Source organism: Paenibacillus sp. FA6, from assembly GCF_051550225.1.
Taxonomy (GTDB): Bacteria; Bacillota; Bacilli; order Paenibacillales; family Paenibacillaceae; genus Paenibacillus_AQ.
Map to the genome: position 1 here is coordinate 709,206 of NZ_CP188820.1, position 13,384 is coordinate 722,589.

General features: G+C 41.8%; 10 protein-coding genes. 5 read left to right on the plus strand and 5 right to left on the minus strand.

The features are described 5' to 3' along the window. Positions 1-274: 274 nt before the first annotated feature. The 4 genes from ACP8HI_RS03215 to ACP8HI_RS03230 all read right to left on the minus strand — a co-directional run bounded on the left by ACP8HI_RS03215 (position 275) and on the right by ACP8HI_RS03230 (position 5,599). Positions 275-1,105, minus strand: a complete 831-nt coding sequence (locus tag ACP8HI_RS03215) for a carbohydrate ABC transporter permease (RefSeq protein ID WP_438349700.1) — start codon at positions 1,103-1,105, stop codon at positions 275-277. Continuing rightward, complete coding sequence (locus tag ACP8HI_RS03220; protein WP_438349701.1) at positions 1,102-2,028, minus strand: carbohydrate ABC transporter permease; 927 nt, start codon at positions 2,026-2,028, stop codon at positions 1,102-1,104. The genes ACP8HI_RS03215 and ACP8HI_RS03220 overlap by 4 nt, the downstream gene beginning before the upstream one ends. Before the next feature lie 71 nt (positions 2,029-2,099). Beyond that, complete coding sequence (locus ACP8HI_RS03225) at positions 2,100-3,509, minus strand: ABC transporter substrate-binding protein (protein WP_438349702.1); 1,410 nt, start codon at positions 3,507-3,509, stop codon at positions 2,100-2,102. 122 nt (positions 3,510-3,631) lie between these two features. Then, positions 3,632-5,599, minus strand: coding sequence for a glycoside hydrolase family 127 protein (locus ACP8HI_RS03230; protein WP_438349703.1), 1,968 nt, complete (start codon positions 5,597-5,599; stop codon positions 3,632-3,634). A 138-nt stretch (positions 5,600-5,737) separates the two neighbouring features. Between ACP8HI_RS03230 and ACP8HI_RS03235 the strand changes: the two genes are divergently transcribed. Beyond that, positions 5,738-6,628 carry a helix-turn-helix domain-containing protein gene (locus tag ACP8HI_RS03235; protein WP_438349704.1) on the plus strand — a complete coding sequence of 297 codons (891 nt, stop codon included), beginning with the start codon at positions 5,738-5,740 and terminating at the stop codon, positions 6,626-6,628. Positions 6,629-6,833: 205 nt separating this feature from the next. On the opposite strand, the gene ACP8HI_RS03240 is transcribed toward ACP8HI_RS03235, so the two are convergent. Continuing rightward, positions 6,834-7,412, minus strand: a complete 579-nt coding sequence (locus tag ACP8HI_RS03240) for an LURP-one-related family protein (protein WP_438349705.1) — start codon at positions 7,410-7,412, stop codon at positions 6,834-6,836. A 230-nt stretch (positions 7,413-7,642) separates the two neighbouring features. On the opposite strand from ACP8HI_RS03240, the gene ACP8HI_RS03245 reads away from it, so the two are divergent. The 4 genes from ACP8HI_RS03245 (at position 7,643) to ACP8HI_RS03260 (ending at position 13,121) form a co-directional block, all read left to right on the plus strand. Then, a complete protein-coding gene (locus ACP8HI_RS03245; RefSeq protein ID WP_438349706.1) occupies positions 7,643-8,353 on the plus strand; it encodes a response regulator transcription factor in 711 nt (236 codons plus the stop codon). Positions 8,354-8,385: 32 nt separating this feature from the next. After that, positions 8,386-9,813 carry a sensor histidine kinase gene (locus ACP8HI_RS03250; RefSeq protein WP_438349707.1) on the plus strand — a complete coding sequence of 476 codons (1,428 nt, stop codon included), beginning with the start codon at positions 8,386-8,388 and terminating at the stop codon, positions 9,811-9,813. A gap of 132 nt (positions 9,814-9,945) precedes the next feature. Beyond that, positions 9,946-10,704 (plus strand): ABC transporter ATP-binding protein, encoded by a 759-nt coding sequence (locus ACP8HI_RS03255; RefSeq protein ID WP_438349708.1) that lies wholly within the window; start codon positions 9,946-9,948, stop codon positions 10,702-10,704. Between the two features lie 5 nt (positions 10,705-10,709). Then, positions 10,710-13,121 carry an ABC transporter permease gene (locus ACP8HI_RS03260; RefSeq protein WP_438349709.1) on the plus strand — a complete coding sequence of 804 codons (2,412 nt, stop codon included), beginning with the start codon at positions 10,710-10,712 and terminating at the stop codon, positions 13,119-13,121. Positions 13,122-13,384: the final 263 nt, after the last annotated feature.

Sequence of the window (13,384 nt, forward strand, 5' to 3'; positions counted from 1 at the left end):
AATGAATGAATGATAAAAGGGACACATGGAACTCATACTTTAGGTTCATTTTGTTCTATACGAATAATTTTTTGGGGGTGTAACTAACGTGGGAGAGCGCATCGCTGCCAGCGATGAGGTCAGGGGTTCGGATCGCCTAGGATTGACCAAACATAAAAACACGCCACATGTGGCGTGTTTTTATGTTTGGTTGGTCGAAGCCTTGGGAGCAAGTCCCGAGGAATTAGTCCGCGCGGATAGAGTGGCATTACATAGAGTGTCGCTTATAGAAGCCTTAACCTTTAATACCTGTTGTCGCGATGCCTTCAGTAAAGTATCGTTGTCCGACGAGAAAAATGATCGTAGCAGGAATAACCATAATCATTGTTCCAGCCATAATCAGGTGCATCGGAGATGTAAGGCTACTACGTAGCGTTGATAACCCGAGTGCTACCGTATACATATTCTGATCGTTCAAATAGACGAGCTGGTTCAAGAAGTCATTCCATACCCCAACGAAAGTGAACAGTAAGACGGCGACCAGAGCTGGCTTGACCAGTGGTAGGATAATTCGGGAGTATATTGTGAAGAATCCCGCACCATCCATAACGGCTGACTCATCCAAGTCACGGGGGACTGTCAATAAGAACTGCCTGAGGAGAAAGATGTTAAACGCACCACCACCGAAGAAAGCTGGAAGAATGAGCGGTAGAAAAGTGGTTGTTAACCCTAGCTTGGACCAACCGATGTAAGTTGGTACTAAAGTAACAATACTCGGCATTAATATCGTCATGATAACTAGAGAGAACCAGAAATTCCTGAGAGGGAAATCGATTCGCGCGAACCCGAAAGCAGCCAGACTACTCGTAAGACCGACTCCGATTAACACCGGAACGATAATGATAAACGTATTACCTATATACATGAGAAAATCGACCCGATTCAATACCTCGTTATAATTCTCCCACCTAAAAACTGTTGGTAACAGAATGGGAGGGTATTCCATAATCTCTCCTAAATCCAGTAGCGAAGAACGGAAAATCCAGTAAAGCGGGAATAGAAAGAGGAACGTAAGAATTCCCAAGAAAAAATAAGTAGTAATCTGACCTCGTACACGGTAATTCATCTGTTGCCCCCTCCCTCATAATGCACCCATTTAGAAGAGAGTTTAAATAGCAGGTAAGTGAAGAATCCTACGATAACGAAGAGCACCATAGCGAGTGCACATGCATATCCCATATTCTGATATTTAAAAGCTTCTCGATAGATTAGGAACGAATAGAATAGGGCGGAATCGTTGGGTCCTCCGCCGTTGCGACCAAGGACATACGTCTGTGTGAATGCTGTTAACGAGTTGATGAATACTAAGATAACATTATAGAAGATGACGGGTGAAATCAGCGGAATGGTAACCGAACGCAGCTTCCCCCACCACCCACCACCATCGATTTCTACCGCCTCAAGAAGCTGTCGGGGAACATCCTGCATGCCGGCCATGAAGATGATGATCACATTGCCTGCTCCCCATACTGCGATGATAATCAATGAAGGAATGACTGAATCAGGTGATCCGACCCAATATTGCTTATCAATACCCAAAAATCCGAGAGCGTAGTTAATGATGCCGAAATCTACGTTAAACATCCAAATCCAACAGATGGCACCAGCAAGCATTGGGATGACCGTTGGCAAATAGAAAGCGGCTCTGAAAAAGGCCTTTCCTCGTTTGACAGAATTGAGCAACATCGCGATGATGAAGCTGAACACTATGATGGCTACTACGCTTCCAATAGAATAGTAGGCAGTTACCTTCAACGATTTAACGAAAAAATAGTCCTCCATAAATATCTTTTGATAGTTTTCGAAACCAATCCACTTTTTCGGTGCCAAAACAGTCCAATTCGTAAAGCTCAAATAAAGACTGTATAGCAGTGGAGCCAAGGTGAAAATAATAATGCCTAAAATAGCGGGGAGGATAAAAAGATATCCAGCCCATATCCTCCTCCGTTTATGGCTTTTGTAGCTAGTATGTCGCTTGAGTCTGGGCATCCACTATGCCTCCTTATTGTTGGAATGCATGGAGAGGCTGCTTCTGATCGCAGCCTCCGTTAACCGAATACTTATGGATTCGCTGTGCCACTGTCAAAGATTTCTTTCATCCTTGGATAGATCGCATCAATAGCTTCTTGTGCTGTTTTCTCTCCGAGCCATACCGGATCAAGTCCTGGATTCAACACTTCACCGAGTCGGCTATAGGTTGGTAGGAAGAACCATGGCGTTGGATACGTTGCTTTCAGTGCATAATCGATAACAGCGGTTTTATATTCTGGTGGATGTACCGGAGTCGCTGTCCATTTCGCGATTAAATCGGGATCTGTGTACCAGCTTAGCTCCGTCGGCATCCACACACCACTATCAAAGTTAGCTTGGTTTTGGTTCGGATCCATTAACCATTTGTAGAGCATGATGGCTTCATCTGGATGCTTCGCTGTATTGTAGATAACAAGGGGTAATCCAGTATTTGTTGTAGCTGGTTTTTTGAAGATTGGCAACACACCGACACCGTTTCTCAAGCCTTTCTCAACTTGGGGACCGATGTTGACGAGCTCCCATTGACCAGAAGTAGCCATGGCGATCTTACCAGAGGCTAATTTCTGACCAACGTCACCCGGCAGACCTTGCGCTTGTGCCGGAGTTGGAGAGACAAACTCTTTCAAGGATAAATCCGCTACCTTCTGAATGGCTTCGATCGTCTCTGGTTTGTTGATCAGTAGTTCCTTACCATCTTGGCTTACTTCTCCACCGCCATTACTAATTGCAAAAGGAGTCCAGAAGAAATCCGCAGCATGATTAACATCGATGCCAAATTGCACAATGTTACCTTTATCAAAACCAGCTTCATTTGGGTGTTTACCATTCTTATCTACCGTTAGCATGCGAGCAACCTCCAACATTTGATCCCATGTCCATGCCTTCTCTGTTTCGGCAGGAGGATAAGGAATGCCAGCGTCGTCGAATAACTGCTTGTTATAATGAAGGATGATGATTTCATTGGCAACGCTGTACCCAAGTAGCTTGCCGTCTGGAGAGACGAATTTATTACTTTCCATTTTCGGCGAAATGGTACCGTCCTTATAATATTGAGACATATCCATCAATATACCTGATTCTGCCCATCTAAGAGCTTGTGCTTCATTCATTGCACTAATATCAGGTAGCGTTTTCGAAGCAGCCATGGCGGTCAACTTCGAAGGGAACTCATCCTCAGGAACGCTTTGATAATCAATTTTAATATTGGGATGCGCTTCTATGAATGCATCGAAGCTTTTCTGTTGAGACTTTCTTTCTTCATCTGGAGCCCAGTCTAAGTACTTCAGAGTTACAATTTCGTCAGATTTCTTTGAATCGGAAGTTTTGTTACTAGGGGAAGGCGCACTACCGTTATTGTTATTCGAACTGCAGCCAACGATTAATGCGAACATCATGATCATTGCAACGCTCATTGCTAAGCCTTTTTTAACTAATTTCAAATTAACCCCTCCATCATATATAATTCGTCGCTTTTCAGAAAAATTGTTCACTTCTGCGATAAATTACTTCATACCCCCTTCCTGATTTGAGTAAGAAACATCTATGATTGCACCTCTTCAGATTAAAACCGTTGTTCTCGCACCCATACTTGCATTTCACCAATGCCTCTATTGGCCCAAGCGAAGTAGGGGATGAAATAGGCTGTCGTCTGTTCTAGCTGATCTTCAACGTGTGCAAGGTATAGCTGATCCCCCCAGCTATGTTCTCGAATGCGGAAGGCTGGTACCTCTATTATTTGGAGTCCATGGAGAAGCTTAGGGAGGTAGTAAGAATGGTTATTGCTATCTGACGCGATAATCAATTGATGCAGATGGCTTCCATTGTCAGCTTCCTCCATGCAGTACACTAACGGTCCTCGTTGCAGTGCCACTTTTCCGACTGTCTCACGGATAAGGGGGTTACCCTTCATATGGTTAATCTTCATAGGTAGTACAAGATGAATGATATCTTTAGGATCCCATTGGCGATCGATGTGAATATAGCCATCTAGCAATGAATCTTCATTGATCGGATAGGGGATACCATTGATTAGAATATCAGCACTCTCACACCAACTAGGTAATCTCATCGCAAATGTAAACCGAAAGGCTTGATCCATTCTGAACTCGAAGCGAACATTACCCTCCCATGGAAGTTCGGAATGCTGAATGACCTGAACCTTCTGGTCGGAGAACTCAAGCTCTATTTGACTTCCAATATATAAGTGGGTATACAACGTCTCCTCCCTGACTGAGTAGATGTAGGATCCAAGTGAAGCCAACAGCCTAGAAATGTTAGGTGGACAGCACGCACAACCGAACCATCGCTGTCTTTGATGTTTAACATGGTCGAAGTTTCTATTCTTACCACTTGCGTCAGGCCATACCTCCAGTGGATTAACATAGAAGAAATGAGTCCCATCCTGGGACATACCGGCAATAACCGTGTTGTACAAAGCTCGTTCCAGTACATCCGCATACTCACTCTTTGCTTCGATTTGCAGCATACGGTGGGCAAAGAAGATTAATCCGATGGATGCACAGGTTTCCGCATATGCGGTATCACTAGGTAGATCATAGTCAAGTGAGAATGCTTCACCATACGCCATTGATCCTATCGCTCCCGTGATGTACATTCGCTTGGAGACGATATTCCTCCACAGTGTTCGACAGGCAGCCAATAATTGTTCATCGCAAGTTTCGGCCGCAACATCAGCCATCCCCGTACACATGTAGACAAGTCGCACCGCATGCCCTTCGGCTGTCTCTTGCATTCTGATTGGCAGGTGAGATTGGCTATACGATTTATCCAAAGCCATACGTAGCAAAGGGAAATGCGTTTGACCGTTTCGATTTACGTATTCCACATCATAGAAATGTGGGCTCTGCCCTCGTTCGTCTAAGAAGAACTTGGCTAGCTGCAGATATTGATCATTGTCTGTTGCATGATAGAGTTTGACTAATGCAAGCTCGATTTCTTGATGGCCATCGTAGCCCTTGATTTTCCCTTCTCCAACACCGAATGTCTCATGGATACAGTCTGCTAAGCGGCACGCAATGTCCAGTATCTTGATTTTCCCAGTTGCATTGTAATATGCAACTGCAGCTTCAATAAGATGCCCGGCGCAATATAATTCATGGCATTCCGCTAGATTCTTCCATCGTCCTTCCGGCTCCTTAAGAGTGAAGTACGTATTCAAATATCCATCTGAATGTTGGGCCTTGGCAATGAGATCAATCATTTCGTCAGCGATCTTTTCCAATTCAGGATCTGGCGCGAGCGCGAGTAAATAACCGACAGCTTCCAACCACTTAGCAACATCACTATCTTGGAATACCATGCCGTGGAAATCGCCCTTTTCCAATCCAGCTGCAATTTTGAAGTTCTGTATGGCATGACTGGGCTCAGATCCTTCTACACGGTCATTAAGCGCCTCCCATTGATAAGGAACGACAACGTCTCGGATCAATGAAATATAAGGAGACCAAAAGTCATCCTGGATCGTAACAACCTTAAATGGAACGGGTGTGGATATGGATAAGTTTCTCATCAAATAGTCTCCTTTGATTTATAAATCCAAACTTTTATGAAAGCGCTATTAATTTCATATTACATGCATTACTATGTTATTTATATAATAAATTGCAACTATATTTTTAAAAATTACAACCAACTGGAGGTAACGAAAATGAGCTCACCGATCTTGCATTTCATTTCTCCACCTATCCCTTACTTCATAGATTGCGGCCGCGCTTTTTATCGTGCGGGTGAACGTCACGTCAGTCGTAGTAACATCGGTGTATTTGATTTGGTCGTTGTTACTCAGGGGATGTTAAGGTTGGGAGAAGGGGAAAATGAGTGGGAAATTCAGGAGGGTGAAGCTTTCATTCTTAGGCCTGATGCCAATCATTATGGTACGGAGGCCTGCCTTACGGACACGGAAATTATTTGGATTCATTTCCATACCTTTGGTGCTTGGGATGAATGTAGTAACATGGGCAAATGCTTGGATAATCAATCTGCGTTGTTCGCCACTCATAAGCAAACGGCCTATTTGAACCATAGTGAAGTATGCTCGGTGTTTATCCCAAAGCATACGAAGCTTAAGCCTAAGGCGATGGATATATTGGGTCAGTTTTTTCAATTGGAAGATGAGCCGAGGTCTCTTCGAAACTGGAAGAGGCAATCGGTATTCCAGCTCTTTATCCAGTATCTTGACCGGGAGATTGCTTCGACATCTGACGGAACTGCATTTAATTTAGCAGAGAAGGTCGAGTTGTTCATTAGGCAGAACTACACGAACAAAGTTAACAATTCGATCTTGCAGAGCAAACTGAATTATCATCCGAACTATATGGCAAGATGCATGTTTAAGGTGTATGGGATGACTCCGATGGATTACTTATTATTTTACAGACTTGAGCAAGCGAAGAAACTGTTAATACAAACTGAATGGTCGGTCTCGCGTATAGCAGAGGAGGTAGGGTTTCAACATGGCTCGTACTTCACTTTCTGCTTTTCGAATAAAGAAGGGACTTCTCCGCTTAATTTTCGTAGGAAAATGAGGGGGCATTTGTAAATGGTAATATTTTCACTAAAGAGGACATCTGCTATTGATCCCAGATACCTCGCTTTTCGTCTGCTTTCGGAGAGACTCGTATCCAAGCATGAAAATAGATCAAAAATACAGTTATTAAAGGCCTGTATAGAAAACAGAATCTTCGTACATCAGCATATCAAATAACCGCCCAGTCATAAATTCATGATCTGGGCGGTTTAGTATATTATTGTTGTTTACCTTCGATTGCACTCAGCAAGACGCTAGCGGCGATACCGAGTCTACGATCGAGGAGACGGTTGTGGTCCATGGAGAAATCAAGCTCAATCTTCTGAATGAAAGGATTAAATCGTTGGTTGAAAGTAAACACGTTATATTGCCCCATTGTACCACGGAAGGACTGTGGTACGAGATTGGATAGAAATCTACGGATGATAGCTAACAACATATTATCTTCTGTAATCAGTCCGACCTCAACTTCCTGAGTGTCGAGAATGGTCCATTCATCCTTGAGGATCGACTTCATCCCCTTTCTTCTTAAGCTACCAACAGACTCATTTCTTTGGGGATCGTAGACATCGTATGTAGCAGAGAAGTCAATTCTTGATCGTGCTTTTATAACTAGAATTTCTTCAGTCATGTCCTCGGAACTATATATTCTAATATCTTCCTTCAGTTTAAACGCCTTTTGTTTAACGTAAAAGGCTAGTCCGCCCTGAGCGTCATAAATATGGAAGGCATCACCGAAAACTTTGAGTACTTTTTTGCGAATGAGGTAATTGGAATGGTTAAAGCGGTCAGTCATAATTATATTCTCCTTTAAATTCATACTATTTCTATTATCTCATATTTTCATGAAAGGGGAATCATAGAATTGGTAACGATCATAACAGCCACTTTAATAATTCACAAATAATAGAAAAACATCTTAGAATCTAGTAGAATAAGAGGGATTAAAAAAAAGTCGAAGATACCTGAACCGTTGCGTTGGACTTAAGGTTGTCTGTTGAATATTAGAGTGAGGGGTCATAACCTATGAATCGACCAAGCAAGATTCTTATTATTGAAGATGAGCAAGACATTGCTCGTATATTACGAGATTATATAAGTATACATGGGTACGAGGTAGAGGTAGCGAACAACGGCGCAGACGGGCTGCGGTGTGTTGATACATCAAATCCGGATTTCATAATTTTGGATCTTACGCTACCAGATGTGGATGGTATTGAACTTTGTCGTCAAATTCGAGATAAAAGTACAACACCTATACTTATTCTAAGCGCGCGTGGAAGTGACACAGATAAAGTGCTAGGCCTTGGATTTGGTGCAGATGATTACATGACTAAACCATTCTCATTAAGTGAGTTGGTTGCAAGAATAAATGCTCATTTGCGAAGAATGGAGGGAATGGTAAGTAAAAATATGAAATTAGACAGTGATGCGATACATATAGGAAATATCAGAATAGATAAGAAAGCGTACATATTGACCGTGGACGATAAGGAAGTATCGTTGTCTTCCAAAGAATTTGAACTACTTTATTTTTTAGCCAATAATCCTAATCAGGTGTTTACCAAGAGCCAATTGTTAGACGCCATTTGGGGGTATAACTCTCTAGGAGATGAGAACACGATTACTGTGTATATTCGAAGATTAAGAGAGAAAGTGGAAGCCGATCCGTCACATCCAATCTATATTAGAACGGTCTGGGGTGTTGGGTATAAATTGAATGTGGACGAAATGTGAGATGGGAGCCTTATATGTATTTACGTAACTGGATGAATAGATGGCAATCTTATGCTTTGATTTGTGTGATTGTGATAATAGGATGCACGACATATACGTGGGTGAATCCCCTTGGGAGTGATCAAGCGTCTGAATCGAAATTTGTAATCAATCAAGTACGCGTCCAACTGAGTGATATCATGCAGTATCTAGAACAACATCATAAGGATATTTCTACGGACCCCTATATGCAAAAGACAATGCGAGCTATGATCGAAGATCGCGGTGTGAATCTTATCTATTCCCTATTAGATGGTAACGTAGCGTTTACAGTTCCCCTAGAACAATCTATTCAACATATCGATGTGAGGACCTCACTTCATTATGATTTATATACTTCAAGAGTAGATAAGGATATGTTCAAAATCACCTTTCCTGTAATTGATGAAGTGTCCCAAGTTCAAGTGGGGAATGCTATTTTTACGATGCCTGAAAGTATGGTTCTGAACGAGCAATCACATTCAATGTCTTGGATTCCATTCGTAATCATTATTCTGTGTGGGATCTTCCTAATCATTCTACTATTCATTCTCCTTCGCAAAATAAAGAATCACGCCATCAAGCCTATCTATCAATTGAAGAACTATTCCGAAGCGATCCTCAAAGGGAATTATGAACCGCAATTCACATATGGCAGAATGGACGAAGTTGGTGAAGTGTATGCCATGTTCGATCAGATGAGAATAGAGATCATGTCTCTGAACATCCAAAGAGCAGAACAAGATACAGCACAGAAAGAATTGATCTCTAACATTTCGCATGATATCAAGACACCGCTTACCACTATAAAAGCTTACATTGAAGCTATTCACGCTGGGGTATGCCCGGATATTCCTTCTATTATGGAATATATGGAAGTGATGCAGACGAATGCGAACCAAATGACAAGACTGATCGAAGATCTATTAGTTCATGCCTTGAGTGAATTGGGACAAATTTCAGTTACTCTTACAGAGCAATATAGTCGAGACATCCTTCTGAACATTCTGAAACCTATCGGACATTATGTTCGAACTACCGGGGTTGTATTTACCGAACCTAAGCAAGAGGATGTTCCTAATGTATTAATTCATGTGGATGCGACGCGATTGGAACAGGTTATTTCAAATCTGATTGCTAATGCATTGAAACATACATCGGCCGGCGATACGATCCGTATTCACATCGAACTTCAACCCGAACAGTTAACATTCACCATATCCGATACAGGAGAGGGAATTCTACCTCAAGAGATGCCGTTTATATTTGAACGCTATTTCCAAGGAAGAGTGAGTTCATATCAATCCATACATCGAAATGAAGGAGCAGGGTTAGGACTCTCGATTTGCAAACATATTATTGAAGCGCACAAGGGCACGATCTCATTTAAAAGCGTGAAGGGTCAAGGAACGGAATTCTTCTGTGCTATTCCATTATGCTAATTAAGGGTGGTTTCTTCGGTGATCTTCCTTATATTTTGTGTGTCTGTAATATTGTATTAATAACTTGATAAGTATTTCACAAGATTAGCCCCTTACAATGATCTTATACGGAAATAAGGAGAGGGCTTAAATATGTCAAAGCAAGTGATTATTAAGGGAACCAATCTATGCAAGACTTATTCAACTGGAAGTGAGCAATATCATGCCATACGTAATGTAGATATAGATATCTACGCAGGGGATTTTACCGTTATCATGGGGAACTCGGGTTCAGGCAAGTCTACTTTGCTATACCTTCTGAGTGGACTGGATAGCGTCACCGCTGGTGATGTGCAATTTCAAGGTCAACACATTAATAAATATAACGAACGGGAATTAGCAGACTTTAGAGCGAGGAAGATCGGATATATTTATCAGAGTATTAATCTGGTGCCTGACCTTACGATCTTTGAGAATATTGCCTTGCCGGGTTATGTTGCCGGTTATCCGAGGGCAGAAGTGAAGAAGCAGTCGGTTGATCTGATGCAAGGTATGGATATCGAAAGCCAGTGTAACCGTCTGCCTTCGCAGACTTCAGGTGGACAGCAGCAAAGAGCAGCGATCGCTAGAGCTCTTGTTAATTCTCCAGATGTTCTTTTCGCGGATGAACCGACTGGAAGCTTGAATTATGATCAGGGTGTTGCGGTTCTGGATATTCTCACGAAGATGAATCATATAGGACAGTCTATCGTAATGGTGACTCATGATATCAAAGCGGCATGTAGAGCGGATCGATTAATTTTGATTAAAGATGGCACTATTGGCGGTGTGCTTCAGTTCGACAAATACGATGAGGATTCTATTCACGACAGAGAAAGTATCATCTTCTCGTACGTGTCGGGGAGGGAATAGACGTTATGTATGCTGTGTGGACTCTTTGCCTGGCTAATTTAAGGAGAAAGAAATTACAAAACGGATTAATCACTTTACTTATCATGTTATCCACGTTGCTACTTGCAACCTCGGTCACGGTTATTCTGAACACAGAGAATGTATTTACAGATATTCATAACGAAACGAAGGGATCACATCAAATATTACAACTGGGAGGCGAACTACACGATCGGCATAGGGTGAAAGAGTGGTGGGATAAGCAGGAAGGGGTTACTACATCTGCGTTGATGCCGTATAGAACTCTAGCAGGTATTACCCATCAGGGTAAAGAGATTCCAGAGCTATTCTTAATGATGATGGATACGCCGGAACAACCCTTTACAGTGGATAAGCTTATTTTTGCTCAAGGTATTGAGAGCTTGCAACCCGAGAGCGGAACGATATGGATTCCAACTTCGGCGGCAAATACCCATGATATTTCGATAGGGGATACGATTGGATTCAATACGGGTGATAGTGAATTTGAATTGAGAGTATCTGGCATAGTGGTTGATATTCCTGAAGGTGGACCCTTTTCAACGGGTGCACGCATATGGATGAATAGTCAAGATTATATGGAACAGTTAGACAATATGCCGGGCAAAGATATGTATATGATGGGGCTGAGATATGATGATTACAGTCAAAGTTCGATGTATTGGCAGAAGTTTGAGGAAGATTTGGGTACCCCTTTTCTTGAATCAAAAATAGAGTTTGAGGAGATCTCTGCTTTCTATCTTATTCTCAATAAAGTGATTGGGTTTGTGATGATTTTTCTCGGAGTCGTTATGATGTTAGTTGCCCTATACACGATTGGATATACCATTTCTGATGCGATACTGTCCAATTATAGAACGATGGGTGTTATTAAATCATTGGGATTAACCTCAAAGAAAATGATAGGCATATATGTTGCTCAATATGGTCTTCTATCAACAATCTCGATCATACCGGGTCTAATCGTTAGTATATTTGTGTCGAGAATAATCATAGAGAGCTCACTTTCTTATATGAAGACGGAGAATAACCCAATCGATATCCAATGGATGCCAATCGTCACTAGTATAGGATTGCTAATATTGATACTCGTCTTACTGTGTGCGTGGGGGTATGCGGGCAAAGCGCGTTTTATTCAACCCGTGCAAGCGATCAGGTATGGCATGTCTGAAATGGATAGCAGCAAGATGACAAGACGATTGAATTCAATGGGAACCAACAGAATGGGATTTGAACGGTATCCTGTCACATTCGTTATTGGACTGCGAAATATTATGAATAATATGAAGGGCTCCATCTTAATGATGGTACTAGCTACCATTACATCCGCGGTACTTGTGTTCGGCTTTCTTCTGTTGAGCAGTATCAGTTCGATTGGGCAGACATCGCCTAAGTGGGGGTATGATTCATCTCATATTCTAGCTATGGTATATAATGATTCTGCCTTTGATCGTGTTACATTCGATAAGGAAATGCTGTCAGACCCAAGGGTAAAGAACATCAGTTGGATGGGGGATGTAGTGGGTGTCTTTCCTTCGGATGAGAAGCAAGATCGTAACGATCGCATATCGGAGTCGTTGAGTATCACTATGGCAGTTGCTAATGGAAGTTTTGATGATATGGGCTATATGACGATAAGAGGAACTAACCCCAATAATAAGAATGAAATCGCTATTGGTGTCAACGTGGCGAAGACACTAGGTAAAGATATAGGCGATGTGGTAGAAGTGTATATAGAGAGGCACAAACAAACCCTTACCATAACCGGAATCTACCAGGCGATTGCAAATATGTCCTACTCAGCTAGAATTACCGTGGATGTCGTCAAGTCGTATAATCCAGAGTATAACGGGATGGAGACGAGTTTCATTAATGTACACGACGGTACGCAAGCCAATCTTATGGTTGATGAGATTAATGATCAATACAAAGACTCCCTTAAAGCGTTGAATCAACAGACGTTACTGGACGCCACATTCAAAGAAGCTACAACCGTATTCAGTATTCCATTTAGTATTATGGGCTTGTTGTTCATCATGGTTACATTCATCATTATATTGAGCACTTGTCGCATTAACATTAAGAAAGAAAGCAAAACGTACGGCATTTATAAATCCATTGGTATGACTTCTAGTCATATCAGATTATCTGTAACGCTAGGAATTATCATCCTGTCTGCGATTGGAGCGCTACTTGGTGGATTGGCTGGGGTGTATTTGTTACCTAAGCTCCTGGAGAGTATTGTCTCTGATTATGGAATAGTTGATTTCCCTCTCGTTATCCAGTGGTGGGGCGTTATAGGCTTTACATTTCTAAGTATATTGGCTGCGGGCCTTGGTTCTTGGGTGTCATCCAGAGTGGTAAATACAACATCGGCCAGGATATTGGTGGTGGAGTAAGTAACCACGTCGTATTAGTTTAAATATCTTGCTATGAAACGCTTGGATTTCCAAGCGTTATTTGTTTCTATATTTGTACATATTGGATCGATTATTTCATTGGCGTTTGGCACTGTCGTTTCAGAATTTTTTTAACGAAGTTGTCTTCTTTACATTCCCTTTACACAATCATGCTAATCCATTAACAACTAGCTCTTACAATCAAGAGAATAGTAAAAAAGACCTATTCAATTTGATAGGAATAATGGAGGATGATACTTTAT

What these genes read in the sequence shown, in the direction of transcription:
- ACP8HI_RS03235 (WP_438349704.1), top strand. Translation starts at nt 5,738, where the DNA reads ATGAGCTCACCGATCTTGCATTTCATTTCTCCACCTATCCCTTACTTC.
- ACP8HI_RS03245 (WP_438349706.1), top strand. Translation starts at nt 7,643, where the DNA reads ATGAATCGACCAAGCAAGATTCTTATTATTGAAGATGAGCAAGACATT.
- ACP8HI_RS03215 (WP_438349700.1), bottom strand. Translation starts at nt 1,105, where the DNA reads ATGAATTACCGTGTACGAGGTCAGATTACTACTTATTTTTTCTTGGGA.
- ACP8HI_RS03250 (WP_438349707.1), top strand. Translation starts at nt 8,386, where the DNA reads ATGAATAGATGGCAATCTTATGCTTTGATTTGTGTGATTGTGATAATA.
- ACP8HI_RS03255 (WP_438349708.1), top strand. Translation starts at nt 9,946, where the DNA reads ATGTCAAAGCAAGTGATTATTAAGGGAACCAATCTATGCAAGACTTAT.
- ACP8HI_RS03220 (WP_438349701.1), bottom strand. Translation starts at nt 2,028, where the DNA reads ATGCCCAGACTCAAGCGACATACTAGCTACAAAAGCCATAAACGGAGG.
- ACP8HI_RS03260 (WP_438349709.1), top strand. Translation starts at nt 10,710, where the DNA reads ATGTATGCTGTGTGGACTCTTTGCCTGGCTAATTTAAGGAGAAAGAAA.
- ACP8HI_RS03230 (WP_438349703.1), bottom strand. Translation starts at nt 5,599, where the DNA reads ATGAGAAACTTATCCATATCCACACCCGTTCCATTTAAGGTTGTTACG.
- ACP8HI_RS03240 (WP_438349705.1), bottom strand. Translation starts at nt 7,412, where the DNA reads ATGACTGACCGCTTTAACCATTCCAATTACCTCATTCGCAAAAAAGTA.